18 protein-coding genes are annotated in these 25455 nt (G+C 76.8%); 5 read left to right on the top strand and 13 right to left on the bottom strand.

Features of this window, described 5'->3' with window-relative positions; genetic code table 11:
• Window positions 1-109 precede the first annotated feature (109 nt).
• The 3 genes from ACFC0B_RS38975 to ACFC0B_RS38965 all read right to left on the bottom strand — a co-directional run bounded on the left by ACFC0B_RS38975 (window position 110) and on the right by ACFC0B_RS38965 (window position 3760).
• Window positions 110-901 (bottom strand): aminotransferase class IV, encoded by a 792-nt coding sequence (locus ACFC0B_RS38975; protein ID WP_376097663.1) that lies wholly within the window; start codon window positions 899-901, stop codon window positions 110-112.
• 132 nt (window positions 902-1033) lie between these two features.
• Window positions 1034-2485: a PLP-dependent cysteine synthase family protein gene (locus ACFC0B_RS38970; RefSeq protein WP_376097660.1), complete on the bottom strand. Its 1452-nt coding sequence runs from the start codon at window positions 2483-2485 to the stop codon at window positions 1034-1036.
• 216 nt (window positions 2486-2701) lie between these two features.
• Window positions 2702-3760, bottom strand: a complete 1059-nt coding sequence (locus ACFC0B_RS38965) for a GNAT family N-acetyltransferase (RefSeq protein WP_376097657.1) — start codon at window positions 3758-3760, stop codon at window positions 2702-2704.
• A 532-nt stretch (window positions 3761-4292) separates the two neighbouring features.
• Between ACFC0B_RS38965 and ACFC0B_RS38960 the strand changes: the two genes are divergently transcribed.
• Together ACFC0B_RS38960 and ACFC0B_RS38955 are read left to right on the top strand one after the other, a co-directional pair.
• Window positions 4293-5540 carry a hypothetical protein gene (locus ACFC0B_RS38960; RefSeq protein ID WP_376097654.1) on the top strand — a complete coding sequence of 416 codons (1248 nt, stop codon included), beginning with the start codon at window positions 4293-4295 and terminating at the stop codon, window positions 5538-5540.
• Entirely contained in the window at window positions 5537-6757 is a 1221-nt protein-coding gene (locus ACFC0B_RS38955; RefSeq protein ID WP_376097651.1) for a glycosyltransferase family 4 protein, read from the top strand. The genes ACFC0B_RS38960 and ACFC0B_RS38955 overlap by 4 nt, the downstream gene beginning before the upstream one ends.
• 72 nt (window positions 6758-6829) lie before the next feature.
• Here the strand turns inward: ACFC0B_RS38955 and ACFC0B_RS38950 are convergent, their stop codons facing one another.
• From ACFC0B_RS38950 to ACFC0B_RS38925, 6 genes are all read right to left on the bottom strand, one after another.
• A complete protein-coding gene (locus ACFC0B_RS38950; RefSeq protein WP_376097648.1) occupies window positions 6830-7117 on the bottom strand; it encodes a hypothetical protein in 288 nt (95 codons plus the stop codon).
• A gap of 9 nt (window positions 7118-7126) precedes the next feature.
• Entirely contained in the window at window positions 7127-8074 is a 948-nt protein-coding gene (locus tag ACFC0B_RS38945; protein WP_376097645.1) for an SPFH domain-containing protein, read from the bottom strand.
• 413 nt (window positions 8075-8487) lie between these two features.
• Complete coding sequence (locus ACFC0B_RS38940) at window positions 8488-9183, bottom strand: alpha/beta fold hydrolase (RefSeq protein ID WP_376097642.1); 696 nt, start codon at window positions 9181-9183, stop codon at window positions 8488-8490.
• A 46-nt stretch (window positions 9184-9229) separates the two neighbouring features.
• Window positions 9230-9895, bottom strand: a complete 666-nt coding sequence (locus ACFC0B_RS38935) for a response regulator (protein WP_376097639.1) — start codon at window positions 9893-9895, stop codon at window positions 9230-9232.
• Window positions 9883-11352, bottom strand: coding sequence for a sensor histidine kinase (locus tag ACFC0B_RS38930; protein ID WP_376097636.1), 1470 nt, complete (start codon window positions 11350-11352; stop codon window positions 9883-9885). Before ACFC0B_RS38930 ends, ACFC0B_RS38935 begins: the two co-directional genes overlap by 13 nt.
• Window positions 11353-11361: 9 nt before the next feature.
• On the bottom strand, window positions 11362-12309 hold the full coding sequence (locus ACFC0B_RS38925; RefSeq protein WP_376097633.1) for a DMT family transporter: 948 nt from the start codon (window positions 12307-12309) through the stop codon (window positions 11362-11364).
• A 106-nt stretch (window positions 12310-12415) separates the two neighbouring features.
• Between ACFC0B_RS38925 and ACFC0B_RS38920 the strand changes: the two genes are divergently transcribed.
• Window positions 12416-13345 (top strand): LysR family transcriptional regulator, encoded by a 930-nt coding sequence (locus tag ACFC0B_RS38920; RefSeq protein WP_376097630.1) that lies wholly within the window; start codon window positions 12416-12418, stop codon window positions 13343-13345.
• 272 nt (window positions 13346-13617) lie between these two features.
• Window positions 13618-15348 (top strand): translation initiation factor 2, encoded by a 1731-nt coding sequence (locus tag ACFC0B_RS38915; protein ID WP_376097627.1) that lies wholly within the window; start codon window positions 13618-13620, stop codon window positions 15346-15348.
• 201 nt (window positions 15349-15549) lie between these two features.
• Here the strand turns inward: ACFC0B_RS38915 and ACFC0B_RS38910 are convergent, their stop codons facing one another.
• The gene (locus ACFC0B_RS38910) at window positions 15550-17658 is read right to left on the bottom strand and encodes an NB-ARC domain-containing protein (RefSeq protein ID WP_376097624.1); all 2109 of its coding nucleotides are present in this window, start codon (window positions 17656-17658) and stop codon (window positions 15550-15552) included.
• 275 nt (window positions 17659-17933) lie between these two features.
• Here ACFC0B_RS38910 and ACFC0B_RS38905 point away from each other — a divergent pair, with 275 nt between their 5' ends.
• On the top strand, window positions 17934-19181 hold the full coding sequence (locus tag ACFC0B_RS38905) for a chitinase (protein WP_376097622.1): 1248 nt from the start codon (window positions 17934-17936) through the stop codon (window positions 19179-19181).
• Window positions 19182-19388: 207 nt separating this feature from the next.
• Here ACFC0B_RS38905 and ACFC0B_RS38900 read toward each other — a convergent pair whose 3' ends face one another.
• From ACFC0B_RS38900 to ACFC0B_RS38890, 3 genes are all read right to left on the bottom strand, one after another.
• Window positions 19389-22376 carry a hypothetical protein gene (locus tag ACFC0B_RS38900; protein WP_376097619.1) on the bottom strand — a complete coding sequence of 996 codons (2988 nt, stop codon included), beginning with the start codon at window positions 22374-22376 and terminating at the stop codon, window positions 19389-19391.
• A complete protein-coding gene (locus ACFC0B_RS38895; RefSeq protein ID WP_376097616.1) occupies window positions 22376-24292 on the bottom strand; it encodes an HSP90 family protein in 1917 nt (638 codons plus the stop codon). Before ACFC0B_RS38895 ends, ACFC0B_RS38900 begins: the two co-directional genes overlap by 1 nt.
• A 113-nt stretch (window positions 24293-24405) precedes the next feature.
• The gene (locus ACFC0B_RS38890) at window positions 24406-25377 is read right to left on the bottom strand and encodes a hypothetical protein (RefSeq protein WP_376097613.1); all 972 of its coding nucleotides are present in this window, start codon (window positions 25375-25377) and stop codon (window positions 24406-24408) included.
• Between the last annotated feature and the right edge of the window lie 78 nt (window positions 25378-25455).

Here is a 25455-nt window from a genome sequence, read left to right as displayed (position 1 = left end):
GGGGTGCGGCGGACCATGCAGGCCGCTGGCGGACCCGGGGTGGGGTTATCCCCCGGTCCGGTCTCCGGGTGGCGTCAGGGCGTGCGCGACCGGGCCGCCCGCGCGGCGATCAGACGGGCTCCGGCTCGACGCCTTCGTAGGCGGCGCGCAGGTCGGCGACCACCGGGTGGGCCGGGTCGAGGACGGTGCCGTCGATCGCGGCGAGCGGGCGGACGCCCACGCCCGCGTTGACGGCGACGGCGGCCGTGAAGCGGCCGAGGCCGTCCGCCGCGGTGACGGGCTCGCGCCGCTGCGGGCCGGTGTGGGCGCGGGCGAGCAGGGCGGCGGTGACGCCGGGCAGCGCGGCGGCGTCCGGCCAGACCAGCTCGCGGCCGTCGTACAGCGCGAGGTTCCAGGTGGCGCCCTCGGCGATCCGGCCCGCGTCGTCGAGCAGCAGCGCGTCGTCGTAGCCGTCGAGTTGGGCGAGGCGGCGCTGGTGCAGCAGGCCGAACAGGCCGACGTGCTTCACCTCCGGCAGCTCGCGCCGGTACACGGCGGTGCGCACCCGCAGCGGTCCGGGCGCGGCGGCCGGCGCCGGGCGGGTGGTGACCAGCAGGTGCGGCACGGCGGGGGCGGCGGGGCGCTCCAGGCCGAGCGCCGGGTCGAACACGGTGACCCGGACGATCACCGGCGCGCCGTCGGCCGGCAGCGCCCGGCGGATCCGGGCGCGGACCTCGGCCCGGTCCAGCTCGGCGCCGAACACCGTGCGGCAGTCGCGGACCAGCCGGTCCAGGTGCAGCGCGAGGCCCCGGGTGCGGCCGGACTCGGCGCGCAGGGTGGTGAAGTGCCCGTAGTTGAGCAGGCCCAGGGCCGCCAGCCGGGCCGGGTCGGCGGGGGCGCCGTCGATCTCGATCTCTGCCATGGCGTCGAGTCTCCCAGGCGCCCCCGCCGGTCCTGCGCGGTGAGCACCGGCTCTGCGCGGTGAGCACCGGTCCTGCGCGGTGAGCACCGGTCCTGCACGGTGAGCACCGGTCCTGCACGGTGAGCACCGGTTCTACGCGGTGAGCACCGGCCGGGGCAGCACCCCCGCGGCCCGGCCGTCCACCAGCACCAGCACGCCCGGGTGCGCCGCCCCGAGCGCCGCACGGGCCTCCGCCACCGACTGCCCGACGCCCACCGCGGGCAGCGACGGCCCGAGCAGGGCGCCCAGCGGCGCGTCCGGCCCGGCGGCGCCCACCGCGAGCGCCGCCGCCAGCACCTCGCGGGACACCGAGCCGACCACCTCCGCCGCGCTCACCCCGTACGGGCGCGCCGTCCGCGCCAGGACGGCCGGGGCGACGCCGCTCGGTACGCCGTGCAGCACCCGCACCGCCTCGGCCACCGTCGCTCCGGCGTCCACCGTGACCAGCGGGCCGGCGCCGTCCAGCAGCGGCCGCAGGCCGGCGCGCGGGGCCGGGACGCCGGTGCCCGGCAGGCCGTCGTCCGCGGGGCCGACGTAAGGGAGGCCGTCGTGCGGGAAGCCGTCCTCCAGGAAGCCCCACTGCCGCATCCACACGTCGCTGTGCACCTTGGAGAGGTAGGAGCGGCCCGAGTCCGGCAGCAGCACCACGACCAGGTCCTCCGGTCCCAGCCGGCGTGCCACCCGCAGCGCCGCCGCCACCGCCGTGCCGGACGACGGCCCGGCCAGGATGCCCTCCTCCCGGGCGAGCCGGCGTGCCGTCAGCAGCGACTCGCGGTCCGGGATGCGCTCGAAGGCGTCCGCGACGTCCTTCCGGTAGGCCTGCGGCCAGCGGTCCTCGACGGTGTCGGGGTGGATGAAGTGGCCGATGCTCTCGACGTAGTAGGGGCTGCCGTCCCCGCCCCCGTAGACCGAGCTCTCGGGATCGGCGCCGACCACGGTGACCGCGCCGCCGGAGACCGCCTTCAGGTGGCTGCCGGTGCCGGTGATGGTGCCGCCGGTGCCGACGCCCGCGACGAAGTGGGTCACCCGGCCGCCGGTCTGCTCCCAGATCTCCGGGCCGGTGGTGCGGACGTGGGCGTCGGGATTGGCCTGGTTGTCGTACTGGTCGGCGAGCCAGGCGCCGGGCGTCTCCTCGGCGAGCCGCCGGACGACGTTGAACAGGTGCGCCGGATCCTCCAGCGGCACGGCGGTCGGCGCGAGCACCACCTCGGCGCCGTACGCCCGCAGGATGTCCGACTTCTCCGTCGACGCCCGGTCCGCGACGCCCGCGATCACCCGGTACCCGCGCTGGCGGCCGACGATGGCCAGGCCGATGCCGGTGTTGCCCGAGGTCGCCTCCACGATCGTCCCGCCGGGCGCCAGCAGCCCCTCTCGCTCGGCGGCCAGCACCATCGACAGCGCGGCGCGGTCCTTCACGCTGCCGCCGATGCTGAGGAACTCGGCCTTGGCGTAGACGGGCGCGGCGAGACCGGCGCCGAGCCGGGCGAGGCGGAACAGCGGCGTGCCGCCGATCGCGTCGAGTACGGATTCGTGCACTGCGGGCATGGTGGGCTCCTCAACTCGATGTCCTGCGAACGGTGTCGGCGTGGGCGGTGTCGGCGGGGCGGAGTCGACGCTGGTGTTGCCGACGCGGGTGTTGCCGACGCGTGCGTCCGGCGGAGCCTGCCCAGGGCGGCGGGCCGGTAGGCCGTGTCCTGCGACTCATCCCGGCACCGGGTCGGGGGCGGGCCGGGGCCGGGTCGGGGGCGGGCCGGGGCGGTCTCAGGGCGTCGGCGCGCCGTCCGACGGCCGGGGCACCGCGGTGTCGGGCCCGGTCGGCTCCTCCGAGGGCAGCGCCTCCGCCGACGGCCGGGGCACGGCCGGGACCGCCGGGGGCCGGTAGGGCGTGGCCACCGTCCGGCCCTCGGCGCGGGCCGACCGCTCGAACTCCTCGATCCGGTAGGCCAGGCCCTCCGGTTCGCCGATGTCCGCCCAGCGCCAGGCCTCCGCCCACCACTGCGGGCCGCGCACCAACGGGCGGCCGGCGAGCGCGAGGTGCAGGGCGAGCGTCGAGCGGGCGTAGCCGTGCACCCAGCCGTCGGCCTGCCGGTAGGCGGCGGTCTCGTCCAGCCGCAGCCGGCGGCCCTCGCTCCCGGCGGCGAGCAGCGGCGTCCAGACGAGGCCGGCGGGGTCGGGCGACGGGCGGTCGGCGACCGACAGCACCAGCCGGTCGCCTTCCTCCCGGACGCGGTAGGGCGGGAGTTGGGGCATCCGGGCGAGGCCGATGGCGTGCTTCCAGGAGACCACCCACAGGCCGCGGCGCAGGTAGTAGCGGGGGGCGTGCTGCCAGGTCCAGTGCGCCTCCAGCCGGTAGCCCGGCAGGCCCTCGGCGGTGGCGGCCCGGTAGACCTGGTCGAGGGCGGCGGCCGCCAGACCGCGACCGCGCGCCGAGGGGCGGAGGTAGAGCGAGGAGACGGCCAACTGGCCGGGCCCCCTGGTCCAGTTGTCGACGGCGACGGTCCCGACCGGCTCGGCGGGAGCCGGGCCGCCGGGGACGCCGGTGCTGCCGGCGCCGTCGTCCAGGAGCCAGTAGCGGCGGCGGTACAGCTCGCCGCCCGGCCACTCGCGGCCGCTCTCGCCGAGCCGCTCGCGCAGCCGGCGCTCCTCGGCCGGGCCGATCGACGCCGGGTCGACGCACTCGCCCAACTCCCCCTCGGCACAGGAGGCGAGGTCCCAGAGCGCGAACCCGCGCCCCTCGCCCTCCCCCACCGCCCGCACCCCGGGCGCCGCCGCCAACCGCTCCTGCGCCCGCCCGACCGCCTCATCCCAGGACCTCGCCACGGGGTCCACGATAGCGAGCGATCCACACCGAACGTAATTCAATGGACACCAAACGTGAGATCGGATACGAATTCCCTTGTTCGGAACGCCCGCTGACGAGGAGGAGCCCACGCCCGTGCACACCCACCGTCCCGACGACGCCGCGCTCCGGTCGCGCGGGCCGCCCCGGGTGCCCGCCCGGTGGTAGGGGAAACCCGACCGGAGGACTCGACCTGACCGTCATGACCTCGCCGACCTGCGCCGCTGCAATGAAGTGGTGCCGATTCACCGCATCCGTACCCCGCTTCCCTCCGTTCCCGGCCCCGCCTCCCGGTCCGGCCGTCCGCCTCGCCCCGGCCGTGTCCACCGCGTCCCCCGTCCACCGGGTTCCTCCGGTCCGCCCCGCCCACCCGGCGGGCGGAGGGCGCTGTGGTGCGGCGGGTGGCTGGTCGCGGCCGGGTGGGCGGGGGCGTTCCCGCTCACCTCCGGGCTGGGACCGCACCGGAGTTGGGGGCTGCTCGCGGCCGCCGGGTACCTGGCGGCAGCGGTTGCCGTGCTCGCCCTGCCGCCGCGGTGGGCGCGTGCCGGATCGGTGGCGGTCGCGCTGGTCGGCGCGGTGCTCGCGCCGCTGCTCGTCCTGGTCCTGGCCGGGCAGGGGCAGAGTGAGGTCGCCGTCATCGAACGGTCGGGCGAGCTGTTGCTCCGGCACGGGACGCCGTACCTGGCCGAGCCGCAGACGGTCGCCGAGTACACCCCCTACCTGCCCGGGATGGCACTGTTCGGACTGCCGCGCGCCCTGTTCGGCGCGGACGGGTGGCCGGCCCGGCTGCTCGGCGACGCGCGCCTCTGGTGCACCGCCGTGTTCCTCGGCTGCCTGGCCGCCGCCGTCCGGGCGCACGGACGCGGCGCCGTGACGCTCACCGCTGCGCGCGCGTCCGCGTCCGCGCCGGGCAGGCTCTCGTCCGCGTCCGGCGGGCTCGCGCCCGGCGGCGGTCCGACCGTGCCCGTACGCCCGGTGGCCGGACCCGCGGTGCCCGCACTCACCGCGCCCGTACTCACCGGGCCCGTACTCACCGTGGCCGCGCTCGTCGCCTCGCCGCTGGTCGCGCTGCCGCTCTGCGTCAGCGGGGTCGACCTGCCGCTGACCGGCCTCTGCGTGCTCGCGCTCGCCCTGGCCGGGCGGGCCCGCCCGGTCGCGGCCGGGTCGGCCCTCGCGCTGGCCTGCGCGCTCAAGTGGACGGCCTGGCCCGCGGTCGCGGTCGCCGCCGCCCTGCTCGCCGCCACCGCCGGGCGCCGGGCGGCCCTGCGGGCGGCCGGCACCGCCGCCGTCGGCACGGCCGCGCTCGTCCTGCCGAGCGCGCTGCGCGCACCGGGGCCCTTGGTGGAGCAGGTGTTCGCCTTCCCCACCGGCCGCGGCGGCCTGCCCACCCCGGCGAGCAGCCCGCTGCCCGGCCGGCTACTCGCCGACCTCGCCCCCGGCGGCTGGTACGCGGCACTCGCCCTGCTGCTCCTCGCCGGGCTCGCCGTCGCCCGGTCGCTGGTCCGGCACCCGCCCCGGGACGCCGTCGCCGCCGCCGACCGGCTCGCCGTCGGGCTCGCCCTGGCGTTCCTGCTCGCTCCGGCCGGCCGCTACGGCTACCTCGCCCTGCCCGCCGTCCTGGCCCTCCTCCCGCGCCTGTCCGGCAGCCCCCGGATCCCCCGCGCCTCCCTCGCCCCCCGCCGATCCCGGCGCCCGCGGCCATGGTCCGCCCCGACCGCCGCCCCGCGCCCCCGCACCCCCCAGGTGGTCTCCGCCCCATGACCGGCACGCTCATCGTCACCAACGACTTCCCGCCCCGGCAGGGCGGCATCGAGACCTTCGTCCACGCCATGGCCACCCGGCTGCCCGCCGACGAGGTCGTCGTCTACACCTCGGCCGAACCGGGCGCCGACCGCCATGACGCCGCGCTCCCGTTCCCGGTGGTCCGCGACCGCTCCCGGATGCTGCTCCCCACCCCCCGGACGACCCGACGGGCCGCCGAACTCGCCCGGGCGTACGGCTGCGACCGGGTCTGGTTCGGCGCCGCCGCCCCGCTCGCCGCGATGACCCCCGGACTGCGACGGCTGGCCCCCGGCATCCGGCGGACCGTCGCCACCACGCACGGCCACGAGATCTGGTGGGCCCGCGCCCCCGTCGCCCGGCGCCTGCTGCGGCGGATCGGCGACAGCGTCGACGTCGTCACCTACCTCGGCGCCTACACCCGCGACCGGATCGCCCCCGCGCTCGGCCCCTCCGCCCGACTGGAGCGGCTGGTCCCGGGCGTTGACACCGAACTGTTCCGCCCGCGTCCCCGGGAGAGCACCCTCCGGGCGCCGGTGATCCTCTGCGTGGCGCGACTCGTCCCCCGCAAGGGCCAGGACACCTTGATACGGGCGCTCCCGCTGATCCGTCGCACCGTGCCGGACGCCGTCCTCGTCCTGGTCGGCCAGGGCCCCGACGAACGCCGCCTGCGCGACCTCGCCCGCCGCCTCACCGCCCCCGGCGCGGTCGTCTTCGCCGGCGGCCGCCGCCACGCCGACACCCCGGCCGCCTACGCCGCGGCCGACGTCTTCGCGATGCCCTGCCGCACCCGCCGGGCCGGACTGGAGGCGGAGGGCCTCGGCATCGTCTTCCTGGAAGCCGCCGCCGCAGGCCTGCCGGTCGTCGCCGGCCGCTCCGGCGGCGCCCCGGACGCCGTCCTCGACGGCGTCAACGGCACCGTCGTCGGCGGCCGCGACCCGTCCGCCGTCGCCACCGCGATCACCCGCATCCTCCGGGCCCCCGCCCCGGAGCGCGCCCGCATGGCCACCGCCGGCCGCGACTGGGTGCACACCCGGTGGTCCTGGGACACCACCGCCGACCGCCTGGCCACCCTCCTCGCGGAGAACCCCACCGACAGCCCCACCGAGGGACCCGCCGAGAGCCCCACCCGGCCCCGCAACCGGATCGACCACGCCGACCCGCCGCGCCTCCGCGCCCCCGACCCAGGTCACCGGTGATCCCTCGGTACTTCTCCACCCTCCACCGGCCAGTCGCCCACGACGCGGGTCGCGGGCGGGCGGGTGGTGCGGTCAGCCCCGGCCGGAACCGCCCCGCTCCGGAGGCTCCTCGGCCGAGTCCTCGGGGTCCGGGACCGGGTCCGGGACCGGGTCCGGGACCGGGTCCGGCTTGGGCGGACGGCCGCGCCGGGGGATCCGGGCCGCCCCTCCGGGCATCCGGCCCGCGTCGGCCAGGGCCCGACGGAGCAGGAACTCGATCTGCGCGTTGGTGCTGCGCAGGTCGTCCGCGGCCCACCGGGCGAGCGCGTCGTGAACTGAAGGGTCCAGTCGCAACAGGAGCTTCTTCCGTTCCGTCGCCAAGGCTTCGCCTTACTGGTAGAGGGAGCCCGTGTTCACGACGGGCTGGGTGCCGCGGTCGCCGCAGAGCACCACCAGGAGGTTGCTCACCATGGCGGCCTTGCGCTCCTCGTCCAGGTCCACGACATCGCGTTCGGCGAGCCGGTCCAACGCCTCCTCGACCATGCCGACGGCGCCCTCGACGATCAGCCGGCGTGCCGCGACCACGGCTCCGGCCTGCTGGCGCTGGAGCATCACCTGCGCGACTTCGGGAGCATACGCGAGCCTGGTGATCCGGGACTCCACGACCCGCACCCCGGCCGAGGCGACCCGTGCGGCGATCTCCGCGGAGAGCTGGCGGGCGACCTCCTCCGCGCCGTCACGCAGCGACAGTTGGCCCTCCTGGTGGGCGTCGTACGGGTAGCTGGTGGCGATGTGCCGCACGGCCGTCTCGGTCTGGATGGCGACGAAGTCGGCGTAGTCGTCCACCTCGAACACCGCCATCGCGGTGTCCTCGACCTGCCAGACCACCACGGCGGCCATCTCGATCGGATTGCCGTCCGCGTCGTTGACCTTGGTGGTCTCGGTCTCGTGGTTGCGGATCCGGGTGGATATCCGGTGCCGGTTGGTGAAGGGGTTCAGCCAGGTCAGGCCCGCGGCGCGGACGGTGCCCCGGTAGCGGCCGAGCAGCTGGACCACCCGGGCCTCCCCGGGCGAGACCACCGTCAGACCGAACGTCAGCAGCAGCGAGCCGAGCGCCAGCAGCGACCCGGCGACCAGCAGAGCGACCCCCACCCCCTTGCCGCCACCGGACAGTTGGGTGGCGCCGGCGATGACGGACCCGATTCCGGCGGCCAGGCCGAGCAGGATCCCGCCGAGCATCGGCAGACCGGCCCGCCCGGTGATCGTCCGCTCGGCGATGCCGGGGGTCGGAAGGTCCAGAACGAGGCCGTCCTCGACGGGGAAACGCGATGTGGTCATGGGAGCGACTCCTTCGGCGAGCATCGACTTCCGATGGCAAAGTGATATCACTTTTTCGCTCCGTCCTGCCATTCCCGAAGCGGCGGGCCCATCGAGCCGACCGGTGCGGGGCCTCCGTACTCGCCGATCGGCATCCGCACACCGAGGTCACGGGTGGGGCGATCACCTCCGTGAGGCGCTCGGGCGGAACGGGTCCGGTCCCGGATGCCGGACGGCGGCGGCACGGCGGCACCGGGCGGCCCGCCGCGGGGGCTCCGCCCCGCAACCGGGGCGGGCGCTCTCGACGGCACGGCGGGCCGGACCGGTGGTCAGTTCTCGCCGGAGCGGGCCGAACCGCTCGGCGCGTCACAGCGGTCGGCAGGCGGACGGCGAGGACGGGGCGAGCCGACGGACGGCTCGCTCAGCGGCTCGCGTCAGCGGCTCGCGGCGGTCAGGAGGACGGCGGCGAGGGCGGCGGGCTGGGAGAACATCGGCCAGTGGCCGGTGTCGAGGGTGGTGTGGTGCCAGCCGGCCTCGCGGAGGAGGGCGGCGACGGCGGGCGGGGGTTCGGGGCTGTCGAGGAGGCAGCTGAGGTAGGTCGCGGGGAGGGCGGCGAGGGGGCCGGCCAGGGCGGCGGGTTCGGTGAGGGCGCCGCCCGGGTGCGGGGTGGAACCGGTGACGATCCGGTCGATCTGCTCGCCGGTGAGGCCCTGGCCCGCGTAGTCGGCGGCGGTGAGCGGCGGCCAGAAGCCGCCGTTGGCACCGATCGCCTCCGCGACGGCGCCGCCCCAGGGACCGGCGCCGACGAACGCCTGCCCGTCGACGGGAAGGTTGGCGTCGACCAGGACGAGGTGGGCGAGCCGGTCGCCGATCCGCTCCGCGGCCTGCCCGACCGGGATGCCGGAGTAGCTGTGCCCGACCAGGACCACCTCACGCAGGTCGCGCTCCTCGACGAGGTCGACGACGTCCTGGACATGGGCCTGCTGTCCGGCGGGTTCACCGCGCCGCTCGGCGAGGCCGGAGAGGGTCAGCGGGTGAACGCCGTGCCCGGCGGCGCGCAGGTCGGGAACCACGTCGTCCCAGGCCCACGCACCGAGCCAGGCACCCGCCACGAGTACGAATTCCGTCATGGCGGCACCGTAGCGCCGGGCACCGACACTCCCCCGGGGGAAGTCGCTACTCGCCGCGCAGGTCGGCGAGGTGGGCCAGGACGGCGAGCACCCGGCGGTTGCCCTCGACCGGGTCCAGGTCGAGCTTCATGAAGATGTTCCCGCAGTGCTTCACCACGGACGCCTCGGTGATGCTCAGCCGGGCGCCGACCGTCTGGTTGTTGAGCCCCTCCGCCATCAGCCCCAGCACCTCGCGCTCGCGCGGGGTGAGCCGGGCGATCGGGCGGTCCGCGGACTGCTGCCGGAGCAGCACCCGGACCACGTCCGGGTCGATCACGGTCTCCCCGGCCGCCACCCGCCGCAGCGCGTCCAGGAACTCGGACACCTCGCCGACCCGGTCCTTGAGCAGGTAGCCGAGCCCGGCCCGCTGCGCACCGGCCGCGCCGAGCAGCCGGGTGGCGTACGGGGTGGCCACGTACTGGGACAGGACGAGCACGGGCAGGCCGGGGTGGCGGTCGCGCAGCTGGAGGGCGGCGCGCAGCCCCTCGTCCTGGAAGCCGGGCGGCATCCGGACGTCGGTGACGACGAGGTCCGGCCGGTCGGCGTCCACCGCGGCGGCGAGGGCGTCCGCGTCGCCGACGGCGGCGACCACCTCGTGGCCGCCCAGGGCGAGCAGCTCGACCAGTCCGGCCCGGAGCAGGACGGCGTCCTCGGCGATGACTAGCCGGAGCACGGCACCTCCAGCCGGAGCCTGGTCGGCCCGCCGGTCGGACTCGTCACCATCAGTCGTCCTCTCAGGATCGCCACCCGGTCGGCCAGTCCCTGCAGTCCGGCCCCGGCGGCCGGGTCGGCCCCGCCGCGGCCGTCGTCGGTCACCTCCAGCACCAGCCGGCCGTCCGCGATCCGCCCGTGGACGGTGATCGCGGCGGCGCCGCTGTGCTTGGCGGCGTTGGTGAGCGCCTCGGTGACGGTGAAGTAGGCGGTGGACTCGACCGGGCCGGGCAGCCGGCCGGGCAGGTCGAGGTCGACCTCGACGGGGATCGGGTGGCGCAGCGCGACCTCGGAGACGGCGGCGGCCAGCCCGTGGTCGGTGAGCACCTGGGGGTGGATGCCGCGGACCAGGCCGCGCAGCTGCTCCAGCGCCCGCCGGGCCTCCCCGCGCGCCCGGTCGACCAGGGCGAGCGCCGGGTCGTCGGCGCCCGCGGCACCCGGGTCACCCGCGCCGCCGGCCCCGCGTTCGCGCAGTTCGTGGGCGGCCAGTCCGAGGGTCATGGCGAGGGCGACGAGCTGCTGCTGCGCGCCGTCGTGCAGGTCGCGTTCGATGCGGCGGCGCTCGGCCTCGAAGGCGTCCACCAGCCGGGCCCGGGAGCGGGTCAGCTCGACGACCCGCTCCCTGCCGAGGTCCTCCTCGCGGGGCCCGAGCAGCAGCCGGGCCAGCCGGACGTGGGCGGTGGTGAGCAGCGCCCCGGCGTAGCTGCCGAGCAGGAGCCCGGCCAGGCCGACGGCGGTGGCGGGCAGGGCGTACAGCGGTCCGGGGACGGCGTGGCCGGGGATCAGCATGACCGTCTCGGGGGCCAGCGCCCAGACCACGAGGGGGCTGACGACCAGCGCCGCGGAGAACAGCAGCAGGGCGGTGAGGCCGAGTCCGGCGGCGGTGAGCGGCGGGCCGACCAGCAGGGTGTGGGCGAGTTCGCGCCAGGTCGCGCGTTCGCGCAGCCGGGTCCGAAGCCGGGCGCGGCGGCCGGCCCCGGGCAGGGCGCGGTGCGGATCGGGCACCGGGGACGGTTCGACGAGCCGTAGCCGGCGGCGTTCCAGGGCGCCGACCGGCCGGCCGGAGAGGGCGACGGCCAGGAGCAGCGGCAGGCCGACGCCGACCACCGAGAGCCCGAGGCCGATCAGGGCGAGGGCGGCCAGCAGGACGGCCACCACCAGGCCGAGCAGGGAGCCGCCGGCCAGGTAGGCCCAGCAGCGCAGCGAGTCGCGGGTGAACGGGAAGCGCAGCGGCCGGGCGCGCAACGCGGCCTGGACGGCGACGGCGGGCGCGGCCCGCGGCGCGTCGGCCGCACCGTCGGGGCGAACGTCAGCGGTGCGGACGTCAGCGGTGCCGGCGTCGTCGAGGCGGCCGTCGTCAGTGCGAACGTCGCTGATCCGCACGTCCACGCCCCCGCCCGCTGCCCGCCCCGTGCCCATCGGTCCACCCTAACCGACCGACTGACGCGCCCTCCGGCCCCGGCGGAGGGCGCGCTCCCCGCCGTCGGGGGCGGCGGGCGGCTGCCGGATGAGCGCCACGGCGGCGATCACGGCGAGGCCGCCCGCCAGGGTGTTCCAGCCGACCGGTTCGGCGAGCAGCAGTGCGCCCAGCGCCGTCGACCAGAGCGGGGTCGCATAGGTGACGGCGGCGGCCACGGCCGTCCCGGCGCTGCGGACCAGGTCGAGGTTGAGGACGTAGGCGACGCCGGTACCCACCGCGCCGAGCGCCAGCAGGGCGGCCGCGGCACCGGCCCCGGGCCAGTGCGGGGCACCGGCGGCGAGCGGGGCGGCGACGGCGAGTTCGACGGCGGCGCAGGTGATCTGGGCGGCGGACAGGGCGGCGGCCGAGTGCGGTCGGGTGGAAAGGTGACGGCGCAGGTAGGCGAAGCCGGCGCCGTAGCAGCAGGTCGCGGCCAGGCAGGCGAGACCGCCGCCCACCGATCCGGAGCCGAGCCCGTGCCGGACGCCGAGCACGGTGAGCACCCCGGCGAGGCCGAGGACGAGCCCGCCGATCCGGCGCGGCCCCGGGCGCGGTTCGCCGGGCACCGCGGCCAGCGCGAAGAGCAGCGCGAACAGCGGGGTGGTCGCGTTCATCACCCCGGCGAGCACCGAGCTGACCCGGGTCTCGCCGTAGGAGAAGAGCACGAACGGCACCGCGTTCAGCAGCACCGCGACCACGGCGCAGTGGCCCCAGGTGGCGAGGTCGCGCACGGCCGCCTCCCGCCGGGCGGCGAGGATCGCCCAGAGCGCGGCCGCACCGAGCAGGCAGCGCCAGGCCGCCACCCACACCGGGGGAACGCCCGCGTCGACCGCCACCTTGATCAGGGCGAAGCTCGCGCCCCAGATCGCCGAGAGCACCACGAACCCCGGCCACCACCGCCGTCCCGTACCGGCCATCCGTCCGCCCTCTCGCCCGTGCCACCGCTTCCCGATGGACAGAGGGTGGCGGTTCGGCCGAGCATGAGTCCAACAAGTGGCAGTGCGGAAGGAATGAGGAAGTCTCATGGCCCCCGAGGTGAACCTCGCCCAGCTCAGGGCGCTGGTCGCGGTGGCGGACGCGGGCGGCTTCGGGGCGGCGGCGGTCGACCTGGAGGTGAGCCAGTCGGCGGTCTCGCACGCGGTGGCGGCGCTGGAGCGGGTGCTCGGCGCGCCCGTCCTGCACCGGGGCACCCCGGTCCGGCCGACCCCGCTCGGCGAGCGGATCCTGCCGCACGCCCGGACGGCGGTCGCCTCCGCCGCCGCCGTCCGGACGATCGCCGCCCGCCACTCGGGCGGGCTGACCGGCACCGTCCGGCTGGCCGCGCCGACCACCGTCTGCCAGGGACTGCTGCCGGACCTGCTGCACGGCTGGCGGACCGAACACCCCCGGCTGACGGTCCGGGTGTTCGAGGGCGAGGACGACGAGCTGGGCGTCTGGCTGGAGGCCGGCACGGTGGACGCGGCGGTCCTGGTGGACGCGGACCCGGTGCCGCCGGGGGCGGTCCCGCTCGGCGCGGACTCGATGCACGCGCTGCTCCGGCGCGACCATCCGCTCGCCAGCGAGGAGGCCGTCGACGTGGCCGACCTGGAGGACGACGACTTCCTGCTCTCCGAGGGCGGCTGCGAGCGGCACATCCGGGACGCCTACCGCCGGGCGGGCGTCCGCTTCGCACCGCGGCACCGGATCCGGGACCTCAACACGCTGATCGGCATGGTGCACGCGGGGGTGGGGGTGTCGGTGATGCCCGCGCTGGCCCGGCCGATGCTGCCGCCGGACTGCGTGCTCGTCCCGATCCGCCCGGCCGTCCACCGGACGCTGACCCTCACCGGTCCGGCGGGCCGGCCGTGGACCCCGGCGGTGGCGGGCCTGCTGGCGGGCGTACGGGCTGCCCCCGGGGCGGCCGCCCCACCTGCCGCCCGACCTGCCCGAATGCCGCGCGCACGGCTCCCGTAGATTCGGATCCGACTGACGGAACGTCCGATCGACGGGGGCCTGGGTGGAGTGGCGGCGGAGCCGGGTGGGGATCTGCGCGGTCCGGCCCGCGTCGGCGGTCCGCCGGTTACCATCGCCCCTATGCCCGCGCCCGCACCGCACCGCCCCGAGCCACCCGAGCAGCCGCTCGGCACGGCTCGCCGGGGGTCGCTGAGCTGTGGTAGGCGCGAGGATCAGCCAGCAGCCAGCAGCCAGCAGCCAGCAGCCAGCAGCCAGCAGCCAGCCGGTGGCCGGTGGCCGACGGCGCCGTCCGCCCGGTGGATCCGGTGACGGCGCCCGACGCCCCGCTCGGCGTCCTGTTCGCCGTCCGCTCGGCGGCGGCGCTGCACCGGCTGCTGGACCTGCTGCCCGTCTTCGACGGTGACGCCCGGGTCCGGTGCCGGTTCACCCTCGTCCCCGGCTCCGCCTTCGACGCCGACGCGCTGGCCGCCGTGGCGTCGTCCGGCGCGCGCTGCCTGTCCTGGCCCGAGGCGCTGGCCGGCCGCCACGACCTGATCCTCACCGCCAGTCCCAAGGGCGAGCTGGCCGCGCTGCGCGGGCCCAAGGTCCTGCTGCCGCACGGCGCCGGGTTCAACAAGGCACTCGCCGAGGAGGGCTCGCCGCACCTCCCGTCCGGCCTGGACCCGGCGTTCCTGCTCACCCCCGACCGGCGCCCGCTCGCCGACCTGCACGCCCTCGCCCACCCCGACCAGGTCCACCGGCTCGCGGAGCAGTGCCCGCCCGCCGGGGCGGCGGCCCTGGTGGCGGGCGATCCGACGCTCGACCGCATCCTCGCCTCGCGGAACCGGCGCGAGGCCTTCCGGTCGGCGCTCGGCACCGGGCCGCGCCGGCTGGTCGTGCTCTCCTCCACCTGGGGGCCGGAGTCGCTGCTCGCCCGGCACCCCGGCCTGCCCTCCCGACTCGCCGACCGACTCCCGCACGACGCCTACCAGTTGGCGCTGGTCGTGCACCCCAACGAGTACAGCCGGACCGGGTCCTTCGACCTCGCCCGGCAGCTGCGGCCGGCCCTGGACGCGGGCTTGGTGCTGGCCGGGCCGTACGAGCAGTGGGCGGCGCTGCTGGTGGCCGGTGACACGGTGGTCACCGACCACGGCTCGACCGCCCTCTACGCGGCGGCACTCGACCGTCCCGTGGTGGCGGTCTGCGACGGCGGCACCGAGCTGGTCCCGGGCAGCCCGATGGCCCGCCTGCTCGCCGCCGCACCCCGGCTGGACCCGTCCGGCGACGACGCGGCGGCCGTCCTCGCCGCGCAGCCGTCCGCCCCGGGAACCCGCCGCTTCGCCGAGGCGGCGTTCGCCCTGCCAGGGGAGGCACTGGCGACGCTCGGCCCGGAGCTGTACAAGCTGCTCGGCCTGGTCCCGCTGCCGCGCCCCGCCCAGCCGCGCCCGCTCGCCGCCCCGCCGTCCGCGCCACGGACCCCGGCCGCCTTCGCCGTCCGGGCCCGGACCGAGCCGGCCGAGCCGACCGGGCGGACCGGCGACGGCTCCGTCGTCGTCGACATCGACCGGCTCCCGCCGTGGACGGACCTGCCCTACCACCACCTGGCCGCCGAGTTCGGCCGCGCCGGAATCCGCGAGGCGCAGAGCGCGGCGCTGCTCTACCGCCGGGCGAACAGCGCGCCCACACCGGACACCGCCCACCACCACGAGTACCGGACGGCTGCGGACTGGACCGCCGAGGCACTCGCCGACCACCCCGGCTGCCGAACCGCCGCCGTCGTCCTCTCCCCCACCCGCTGCCTGGTCCGCCGCCCGAACAGCGCGCCGTTCACCGTCCGGATCGACCCCCACCGGACCACCGGCCGCGTGCGCTACACCGACCCCGCTGCCGCCCTCTCCGCCGTCCACACCCTCCTCGGCACCCAGCAGGCGCCTGCCACCACCCTGACCTGCCGGATCGACGGCACGCCCTACCGCCTCCACCTCGACACGGCGACCGAGGCCGACCTCCAGCACCTCCTCTGACGGCAACGGCGCCTCCCGCGGCACCGACCCACAACCGCCCCGGTCCGACGCCCACCATCGCGGCGGCGCGGCAGGCCGGCCCCGCAACGCCTCGGCCGCCGGCCGGCGGCAGCCCGCGCCTCCCCACCGAACCACGCGATCGGTGCGCGACCACTCCCGCCCGGCCCCCGCAGCGTCCCGCCGGCCGACGCCGGGCTGCCGTCACGCGATCGGTGCGCCGCCGCTTCCCTCCGGCCCCCGCAGGGTCTCGGCGGCCGAGCGGTAGGCTTCCGCGGACTCGGCGTCGCCGGTCTCCTCGCCGAGGGCCACCAGTGCCTCCAGCACCCGCAGTTCATCGCCCGCCGAGCGTCGCTCGCGTGCTGCCGCGAGGGCCGCCTCGTAGAGGCGGGCGGCCTCGGCGTGCCGGCCGGCCGCGCGGAGGGCGCTGCCCAGCTCGAAGCCGGTGCGGGCGGTCATCCGGTCCCGGCCGAGGGCGGCGGCCGAGGCGTGGGCCTCGCCCAACAGCTCCACCGCGCGCGGCAGTTCACCCGTCGCGACGGCGGCGCGGCCGAGCAGGTAGGTCTGCAGCATCACGCCGTACGCGTTGCCGATGGCCCGGTGCTCCTCGCGGGCGGCCTCGAAGTCCGGGACGGCCGCCGCCCAGTCGCCGCGTACGGAGGCGAGCTTGCCGCGGAACTCGACGGCGGAGGCGCGGAGTTTGCGCTCCTCGGGCGAGTCGCCGAGCAGCCGGGCGCCGTGCACGGCGAGTCGCAGTTCTTCGGCGGCTTCCTCGTAGCGGCGCTGTTCCCAGAGCGGGCGGGCCAGTTGGCAGCGCATGCGGACGGTGGCGGCGAGGCGTTCGGAGCGGACGGCGGCGGCCACGCCGCGGCCGAAGGCGTCGATGACGTCGGCGTAGTGCCGGTGGTCGAGGAAGTGCGTCCACAGGGCCTCGCAGAGCGCCACCGCCTCCTCGTCGAGCCCGTCCTCGGCGGCGATCCGGACGCAGCCGTAGAGGGCGAGCCGTTCGTCCTCCAGCCAGCGCAGGGCGGTGGCGGTGTCGGGGAACGGGAGGTCCGGCACTTCGGCGGGGGCGGGGGCCCCGGCGGCGGGGGCGGAAACCGTCAGCCGGGGGCCGGCGGCGACCAGGTCGGCCCGGCCGGCCTGGCGCCGGTACCAGCGCACCAGGCGCTGCCGCGCGGAGACGGCGTCCAGGTCCACGTCCACCGAGTCCCGCGCGTCCACCGCCCGTGCCCGGCGCAGGGCGTGGCCGCGCAGCAGGGCGTGCATGCCCAGGCCGTCCGGGCGCCGCTCCAGCAGCCCGGCGGTGTCGAGTTCGTCCAGCGCGTCGGCGGCCTCGTCGGGGTCGGTGCCGAGCAGGGCGGCGGCCGCGTGGTCGCCCACGACGGGGGCGGGGTGGTGCGGCAGCAACCGGTAGAGCCGGGCCGCGACCGGGCCGAGGCTCGCGTACGCCGCGTCCCAGACGGCTTCCACCACGGGCAGCCCCTCCCGGTCGAGTTCGGTGGCCAGGTCCTCGACCAGCCGCCGCAGTTCGCGGCGCCGGTGGCGGCGGACCCAGCGGCCGGCGACGTAGAGCGCGGCGGGCAGGCCGGCGCAGCGGCGGGCGAGTTCGGCGGCGGCGTCGGGGTCGGCGGCGAACCGGGGGTCCGCGACGATCCGGCGCAGCAGGTTGACGGCGTCCTCGGGGGCGAGCGGGCCGAGCGGCAGGTCGACCAGGCGGACGCCGTCGAGGTCGTGGAGCGGGCCGTGGCTGGCGACGATGACGATGCTCGCGCCGGAGGAGGGCAGCAGCGGGCGCAGTTCGGCGCCGCTGCGGGCGTTGTCGACCACGAGGACCAGGCGCCGCCCCTGGGTGGCGGTCCAGTACTGGCGGGCGCGGCCGCGCAGTTCCTGCTCGGGCCGGGTCTGCGGGTCGAGGGCGCGCAGCAGGTCGCCGAGGGCGTCGGCGGTCTCCACGGCGCCGTCGCGGCGCAGGTCGTCGAGGTCGACGTGGAGGGCGCCGTCCGGGCAGTGGTCGAGCAGTGCGCGGGCGAGTTCGAAGCCGAGCGCGGTCTTGCCGATCCCGCCCATCCCGCTGAGCGCGACGACCAGTGGCCCGCCGCCGTCCCCCGTCCCCTCGGCGACGGCGGCCAGCACTCTGGCGCGTTCGTCGGCGCGGTCCTCGAAGTGCGAGAGCGCCGGCGGCAGCTGGTACGGGACGGCGGCAGCCCGCAGGGCCGCCTCGTGCACGTGCAGTTCCCCGACGGACCCGGCCTGCACGATGGCGCCGGCCCGCACCTGCCCGTCCACCCTGTTCCACGTCTCTTCGGCCACCCGCCAACTCTAAGGCGTGTCCACCGGGCGCCGGTGGATTCCCACACGGAGCACCGGCCGGGGCGGTTGACGACCCCTCATGACAGGTCTATACCAGTGAGGGCCCTGCGCGGTCCGACCCGTCGCGGGGTGCCCCCGGCCCGGCGCGCCGCCCCCACAACCGGCGCGGGTGGGCCGTACTCCGCCGTTTCCTGGAGAGGTCGATCCCGATGGAACGCGCACGTCTCCCCCACGCACAACCGCCGACACCGCCGCAATCGCCGCCGTCCCGGCAGATGCCCCGCCGGCGGGCCGCCGCCGCGGTGGCCGCGGCGCTCGGGCTGGTCGCCGGCGGGCTCGTCGCGGTCGCCGCCGCGAACGCGACGACCACCACGGCCGCCACGAGCGCCCTCACCGACGGCATCGGCAGCAACTGGTACGCCTCCGCGCCGTACCTGATGCCCGAGGACAACAGCCCGCCGGACGTCTCCACGGTGATGGACGCCACCGGCCAGAAGGCCTTCCAGCTCGCGTTCATCCTGGACAAGGGCGGCTGCGTCCCGGCCTGGGGCGGGACGTCCCCGATCGACACCGACACCACCATGCCGGCCGTCATCCAGACCGTCCGCGCCAAGGGCGGCGACGTCTCGGTCTCCATCGGCGGCTACGGCGGCACCAAGCTCGGCCAGACCTGCGGCACGCCGGAGGCGACCGCGGCGGGGTACCAGAAGGTCGTCGACAAGTACCGGTTGAAGGCGATCGACTTCGACCTGGAGGAGCCGGAGTACGAGAACACGGCCGCGATCCGCAACGAGATCGGCGCGGCCCGCATCCTCCAGCGCAGCAACCCGGGCCTGTACATCTCGATCACCACGGCCGGCACCGCCGCGGGCACCGGGTGGTTCGGCCAGCAGATGCTCAACGAGGCCAAGGCGCAGGGCTTCACGCCCGACAACTACTCGATCATGCCGTTCGACGGCGGCTTCAACGGCGCGGCGGCGCAGACCTCCGCGCTGGTGAACTTCAACCAGATCCTGCGCAGCACCTTCGGCTGGTCGGAGGCGGAGGCCTACGCCCACGAGGGCGTGTCGCTGATGAACGGCCGCACCGACGTCGCCGAGTACTTCCGGCAGGCGGACTTCCAGGCGGTGCTGGACTTCGCCCTGGCGCACAAGCTGGCCCGCTACACCTACTGGTCGGTCAACCGGGACCGGCAGTGCCCTGGCACCGTCGACCCGGGGCTGTCCGGCTCCTGCTCCAGCGTGGTGCAGAACGACTGGGACTTCACCAGGTTCACGGCCCGGTTCGCCGGGGCCACGCCGCCCACCACCCCGCCGACGACCCCGCCCAGCACGCCGCCGAGCACGCCGCCGACGAGCCCGGGCACCTGCGTGGACCCGCCGTGGAACGCGGGCACGGTGTACGTCGGCGGCGCCAAGGTGTCGTACCAGGGCCACAAGTACCACGCCAAGTGGTGGACCCTGAACGAGAATCCGACCGCGAGCGGCCCGTGGGGCGTGTGGGCGGACGACGGTCCCTGCTGAGCCGCGGCCGAACCGCCGCGCCCGCGACGCCCACCGCGCCCACAGCGCCCACCGCGTGACGAAGCGGCGCGGCCCGTCGACGGTGATCTCGCCCGTGCGCGTGATCGCCCTCAACCCACCGGCGCCCCCGCCGTGTTCCCGTACGAACGGGAACACGGCGGGAACACGGCGGCAGCACGGCGGGAACACGGCCGACCCGCCCGGCCGTCAGTCCGTGAGGCGCTCGCGCAGCTCGGCGAGGATCCCCGCCGCCTCCTCCAGCCCGTGCGCCCGGCACCGCTCGGCGGCGACGGCGAGCCGGCCGCGGGCCGCCTCCACGCGGCCGAGGTCGGTGCCCTCGATCAGCGCGGCCAGCCGGACGGCCTCGGCGCGCGGGGTCTCGGCCTGCTCGCCGCCCGCCTCGTAGGCGGTGATCGCCCGTTCGGCCTCGGCCAGCGCCTCCTCGAACTCGCCCGCCACCGCGCGGACCCGGGCCCGCTCGTAGTGGACGGCGGCGCGCGGGTACCACGTCTCCGCCCCCGGCTCCTCGCGCTCCAGCCGCTCGCGCACGGCGTCCGCCTCGGCCAGCCGGGCGAGCGCCGACTCGACGCCGTCCGGGCCCTCCTTCTGCGCGGTGAGCCGGGCGAACTGCCGCAGCATCGCGGACACCGGGCCGGGCTGCGGCCACTGCTCGTGGGCGGCCAGCGCCCGGGCCCGGGCGGCGTGCGCGGCCTCCCAGCGGTCGGCGTGGACCAGCGCCACGGTCGCCTCCGCCGCGACCATGGTGCGCAGGTGGAGGTCCTCGGTCCAGCCCTCCAGGACGGCGGCCAGCCGCAGGTACTCCTCGGCGGCGTCGCGGTCCTCGTCCAGGGAGAACAGGCCGCGGGCGAGGTCGAGCCGGGCCTGGGCGACCAGCCGCTCGCCGAGACCGGCGGTGGCCGCGTCGGCCAGCACGGACTCCAGGACGGCCACCGCGTCCGCGGTCCGGTCCGCCTCGGTCAGCAGGTCGGCGAGCTGCAGCCTGGTCCGGGCCGCCTCCTCGGCGGCCTCCGGCCCCTTGCGGTCGAACCGGGAGGCGGCCTCCGAGAGCGCCCGGATCGCGCCGCCGGTGTCCCCGACGTGGGCGCTGGCGTGCCCGACCATCAGGTAGGTGGCGGCGAACGGGTACGAGTCGTCGGCCCAGCGGCCGGCCGCCGCCAGGGCACGGTGCAGCACCTCGACGGCCTCGGCCTGCTCACCCGTCTGCAGCAGCGCCTGCCCCAGCAGGCCGTAGGCCCGCGGGGTGTGCCAGGGCTGCCCGGCCCGCTCCAACTCGGCGATGGTGATCCGCAGTTCCTCCGCCGCCTCGACGGTCCGGCCCTGCCGGGCGGCGGCGTCGGCGGTGTACTGGCGGGCCACCGCCAGCCGCCGGACGGAGCCGCGGGCGGCGGCCGCCTCGCGGTAGGCGGTGACGGCGGCGGCGAAGCGCGCGGCCCGCTCGGCGGGCGGCTGCTCCGGCGGCTCGGGCAGAGCGCGGACCAGCTCCTGGTGGGCGGCGTAGGCGCGGCACTGGAGGACGATCAGGTAGTCGTCGTCGGTGATGCCCGGCTCGCCGCCGGACGCCGCGGCGTCGGACAGCTCCTCGGCGCGGGCCAGCGCGGCGTCCAGGGCCGCCCAGTCGACGGCCGGCGCGGGGACTTCCACCGGCTCGCCGGCCTCGTCCACCTCCTCGTCCTCCCGGACGAGTTCGGCGATCAGCGCCCTGGTCCGGGCCGCCAGCGCCGGGCCGACCAGGCCCTCCCGCCGGTACAGCCCGCCGGCGGCCAGCAGCTCGGCGGCGCCCTGCTCCCAGTCCCCGCGTTCGAGCGCCGCGTGCGCCCGCCGCTCGGCGAGCTCGGCCAGCAGCCGGCCGAGCGGCCCGGCGTCCGCGCCCAGCAGCGCTTCGAGGTCGCCCTCGGCGGTGGCGGTCACCCGCTCGTCGATCCGGGTCCAGAGCCGGTCCCCGTCCGGGTGGCCGACCAGCTGCAGCTCACGGGCGCGCAGCAGCAGGGCGGTGAAGTCCTCCGGCTCCGGCTCGACCTCCCGGGCCGGCACCGCCGGGACGACCGGCACGGCGGCCAGCTCCGGCGCGGCCGCGGCCCGCACGCCGAGGGCGAGCGGCTCGGCCAGCAGCGGCCGGCGGGCCAGCCGGTCGCGGCGGCGGCCGCTCACCGTGCCGGTGCCGTTGCGGGCGTCGAAGCGGGCGGCGAGCGCGTCCGCCTCGGTGCGCAGGTGGGCGAGCAGGGTGTCGGCGGTCCAGCTCGCACCGGGCGGGCCGCCGACGGTGAGGCCGCCGTGCCCGGCCCGGGCGAGGCCGGCGATCAGCACCTCGACGCCGGTGAGGAAGGCGAGCCGGCTGACCGGGTCGCCGGTGACGCCGAACAGGTCGCGGTTCTCGGCCAGGATCTCCAGGCCGCGGGGCTCGTTGCCGGACAGCGCGCAGAACTCGATGTGCAGGCCGACCGAGCGGGCCAGCCCGCTCTTGCCGCGGGCGAAGCGGTAGCCGACCAGGTGGCTGGAGCGGGCCTCGTCCAGCCGGCCCTGGCGCAGCAGCGGCAGCAGCGCCTCGGCGTGGCTGACGTAGGGCTCCTCGGCGCAGGTGGCCTCGCCGCCGAGCACCGGCCGCCAGACGTCCAGCGCGGTCGCGTCGTCGCCCCGGCGCAGGTGGTGGACGGCGCGGGCGCGGATCTCGCAGGCGTGGCAGTCGCTCAGCTCGGTGCGCGGCCGGCCGGCCCACAGCTCGTAGGCGTCCTGGGCGTCCTCGCCGAGGTGCGCGGCGAGGTGGAAGCGCTGGGCGTAGTACGGCTGGAGGCCGTGCCCGGCGGCGCGGTAGCGGCCGCGCATCTCCTCGTGCCAGCGGCGGATCGCGGTGAGCGGCACGTCGGGGGTGCCGAGCAGCGAGGTGGCGACCCACTTGAAGCGCCAGAACACCTGCTGGCGGGCCCAGTCGCCGAAGGACTCCGGGTCGGCGTCCCAGAGCTTGAGGACGCGGGCGAAGACGACCGGGGCCTTGCTCCGCTCGCCGTCGTACTCGTAGGCCTCCATCAGTTCGAGCAGGGCCATGGCGCGGACCGCGGTGTCGTCGAACTGATCGGCGGCGTCGACGAGTTCCTCGGCGGTGACGGTCCGCTGCCGCCCGTAGGGGCGGTCGTCGTTCTCGCGCAGCGCGGTCATCACCGCGTCGATGCTGTTCAGCATCACGCCCCCTTCCGCGGGTCCAGCGGGCCGGTGCCGCCGTTGTCACCCGCGCCGCCACTGCCGCCGGCGCCGCCGGACGCGGCCTCGTGGCCGAGCATCGCGTGGTCGAGCAGGCTGATGAACGAGCGGTTGAGCAGCGCGCTCTCGCTGGAGGTGAGCGGCCGGCGGGTGAGCAGCACGGCCTGCCCGTAGAGCGTCTCGACGGCGGTGACGGCGAGTTCGCGGTCGCCGATCGAGGCCGCCCGCCGCACCAGCGGGTTGAGGTGGTTGAGGACGAGCTGGGCGCGGGGCACCTCGGCGCGCAGCGAGCCGAGGATGTCGGCCCACAGGCCGTCGGCCTCGTCGGCGAGTTGGGCGCGGGTGCGCTCGTGCCGGGCCTCCCGGTTGTCGAGCAGCAGGGCGGGCGCGCTGGTCGGGTGGAAGCTGCGCAGGGCGACGTCGCAGTCGAAGCGGCCGACCACCTCGCGGGCGGTGGCGAGGAACGCCGAGGCGGCGAGTTCGGCGGCCGGGTCGACGGTGTCGAGGTGCGCGGTGACGGTGCTCGGGTCGAGGTCGGCGACGGAGGTGCCGGGCCGGATCTCGGGCAGCCGGTGCACGAGGTCGCGGTCGTAGGTGTAGCCGCCGTTGACGACGCCGAGGCCGGCGGCGCCGGCGATCGGGGCGACCTGGCGGAACTCCTCGACGGTGCGGGTGACCAGCACCACCGGATGGGAGCGGGCGAACTCGTCCAGGGTGACGTTGCCGTCGGTGGTCTCGAACGGCAGCCAGGGCAGCAGCATCCGCAGCAACTCGTCGTCGTAGCGGGCGAGTTCCTTGACAGCCAGGTGGTGGACCGAGATGAACCGGTGGAGCAGCGCCGGGTCGCTGGCGGACAGGCCGGTGAGCCAGTCCCGGATCCGGGCGCCGAGCGCGTCGCGGACGGCGGCGAGCGTCTCGTCGGCGTACAGGCCCTCGCGGCTGGCGGTGGGCCGCAGGCCGTCGGTGTCGACCACGCAGCGGACGAAGAAGGCCCAGTCGGGCAGCAGTTCGTCGGCGTGGTCGGAGAGCAGCATGCCCTTGAGGTGCACCCGGTGGCCGGCCCGGCGGGAGGGCGGGACGGCGTCCGGCAGCACGTAGGCGACGCCGCGCAGGCCGACCAGCGGCAGGTCCAGCTCGATGGTGTCGAGCGGGGTGAAGTCGAAGGCCGAGCGGCAGTAGGCGGCCAGCGCCTCGCGGCGGGCCAGCGGGGAGCCGTGCTGCGCGGCCCACGGCGGGGTGTGGTTGACCCGGGTCGCGTCGCCGCGGCCGTCGATCACGGTGACCTCGTGGCGCAGCAGGCTGCCGAAGTCCCGGGCGAGGGTCAGCACCCGGTCGGCGCGGGTCCACTCGGCGGCGTCGGAGCGCGGCGTGAGCCGCACGGTGGTGCCGGGCTCGGGCTTGGCGTCGGCGGGCAGGGTGCGGATGGTGTAGCGGCCGTCGGAGCTGCCGCGCCACTCGATGACGGGGGCGTCGGGGGTGGCGGCGGAGCGGGTGACGACGGTGATCTCGTCGGCCACCACGAAGCAGGCGAGCAGGCCGATGCCGAACTGGCCGATGAAGTCGCCGCGGGCGCGGGCCAGCCCGTCGCCGTCGAGGTGGCCGTCGGCGGTCCGCTTGGAGCTGCGGCCGATGGTGGCCAGGAAGGTGTGGACGTCCTGCTCGGTGAGGCCGACGCCGGTGTCGGTGACGGTGAGGTCGCGGTCGGCGCGGACCGTGATGGCGGCGGGCGCGGCCGGGTCGAGGGCCTGCCGGGCGGAGATCGCGTCGACCGCGTTCTGCAGGAGTTCGCGCAGGTAGACGCGCGGGCTGGAGTAGAGGTGGTGGGAGAGCAGGTCGACCAGGCCGCGCAGGTCGACCTGGAAGGTGTGCGCGCTCGTCGGGTTCTCGGATGGGGACACCGGTGGCTCTTTCGATCGCAAGGGGTGTGTCGGGCTTCGGCGGCCGCGGGGCGGGACGGCCCGGGCGGCCGGTCTGCCGGTTCGGCAGGCGTCGTGCGGCGGTCGCGCTCGGCTCAGCGCGGGGCGCAGCGGTCGCGGTGGGCCTGGAAGTTCTCGGCTGCGTCGCCGCCCAGGTAGGACCAGGGCCGTTCGGTGACGCCGTCGCCGAGGACGGTGAACACCGCGTGGGCGAGCTCGCGCTCGTCGGCGAGCGAGAGGACCATCGCGAAGGTGTTGTGGGTGGTCCGCCAGTCCCGCTGGGGCCGGTAGGCCGGGTGCAGCACGGAGCGCAGGGCCGCCTCGCGCAGCGAGGAGCGCACGGCGGGGCCGGTCAGGTAGGCGTGGTCCTCGCCGTCGGGCAGGTCGAGCCAGTGCTCCAGGTGGGCGAGGGCGACCAGTTCGCCGAGCGGGCTGCCCTCGGGGGCGGCGGACGTCGCCGTGCGGGCGAAGGCGTGCATCTCCTCGTGGGAGCCGCCCCACTTGGCGCAGAGCTGCTGGAGCCGCTGCTGGTGGGAGGCCAGGTGCCCGGGGTCGCGGCGCAGCGCAGCCTCGAAGCGGGTGGTGCCGACGGTGCGGCCGAGCGAGGCGCCGCGCGCGGCGACCTGCAGGAAGTACCAGGGGGCGAGCCGGCCTGGCTCGCGCTCGGCCGCCTCCAGCAGCTGCTCCTCGGCGGTCTCCAGCCGCTCGCCGAACAGCCGCCACTGCTCCTCGGTGACGTGCTTGGCGCGGGCGCCGGTGCGGGCCTCCCAGGCCCAGGCGATGTGCCGGGCGCCGGAGAGCAGCAGTGCGAGGGTGTCCTCGGGCCGTTCGGCGACGGCCTCGGCGAGCCACCGCTCGGTGCCCTCGATGTCGGAGATCCGGTTCAGCAGCCAGGTCAGCTCGGCCTGGTCGGGGACGGCGGCGAGGGCGGGGCCGAGTGCGGCCCAGTCGCCGGCCCCGGCGAGGGCGCGCAGCCGGCGCAGCTCCTCGTCGCCGTGCGAGGGGTCGAGCACCGGGGGCAGGGCGCGCGGAGCCTTCCGCCCGGTCAGACGGCGGAACAAGGACATGGTGCGGCCCCCCTGAGACCTCGTCGACCGGCACGGTCGTCGGCATCGTTCGTATGGCCTCGCAGTGGCCAATCGGAT

The organism is Kitasatospora sp. NPDC056184, assembly GCF_042268405.1.
GTDB lineage: Bacteria > Actinomycetota > Actinomycetes > Streptomycetales > Streptomycetaceae > Kitasatospora.
The sequence above is the reverse complement of the archived record's forward strand: the minus strand, read 5'-3'. Positions and strand labels throughout refer to the sequence as shown.

What these genes read in the sequence shown, in the direction of transcription:
- ACFC0B_RS38975 (WP_376097663.1), bottom strand. Translation starts at nt 901, where the DNA reads ATGGCAGAGATCGAGATCGACGGCGCCCCCGCCGACCCGGCCCGGCTG.
- ACFC0B_RS38970 (WP_376097660.1), bottom strand. Translation starts at nt 2,485, where the DNA reads ATGCCCGCAGTGCACGAATCCGTACTCGACGCGATCGGCGGCACGCCG.
- ACFC0B_RS38955 (WP_376097651.1), top strand. Translation starts at nt 5,537, where the DNA reads ATGACCGGCACGCTCATCGTCACCAACGACTTCCCGCCCCGGCAGGGC.
- ACFC0B_RS38945 (WP_376097645.1), bottom strand. Translation starts at nt 8,074, where the DNA reads ATGACCACATCGCGTTTCCCCGTCGAGGACGGCCTCGTTCTGGACCTT.
- ACFC0B_RS38940 (WP_376097642.1), bottom strand. Translation starts at nt 9,183, where the DNA reads ATGACGGAATTCGTACTCGTGGCGGGTGCCTGGCTCGGTGCGTGGGCC.
- ACFC0B_RS38930 (WP_376097636.1), bottom strand. Translation starts at nt 11,352, where the DNA reads ATGGGCACGGGGCGGGCAGCGGGCGGGGGCGTGGACGTGCGGATCAGC.
- ACFC0B_RS38925 (WP_376097633.1), bottom strand. Translation starts at nt 12,309, where the DNA reads ATGGCCGGTACGGGACGGCGGTGGTGGCCGGGGTTCGTGGTGCTCTCG.
- ACFC0B_RS38920 (WP_376097630.1), top strand. Translation starts at nt 12,416, where the DNA reads ATGGCCCCCGAGGTGAACCTCGCCCAGCTCAGGGCGCTGGTCGCGGTG.
- ACFC0B_RS38905 (WP_376097622.1), top strand. Translation starts at nt 17,934, where the DNA reads ATGCCCCGCCGGCGGGCCGCCGCCGCGGTGGCCGCGGCGCTCGGGCTG.
- ACFC0B_RS38900 (WP_376097619.1), bottom strand. Translation starts at nt 22,376, where the DNA reads ATGCTGAACAGCATCGACGCGGTGATGACCGCGCTGCGCGAGAACGAC.
- ACFC0B_RS38890 (WP_376097613.1), bottom strand. Translation starts at nt 25,377, where the DNA reads ATGTCCTTGTTCCGCCGTCTGACCGGGCGGAAGGCTCCGCGCGCCCTG.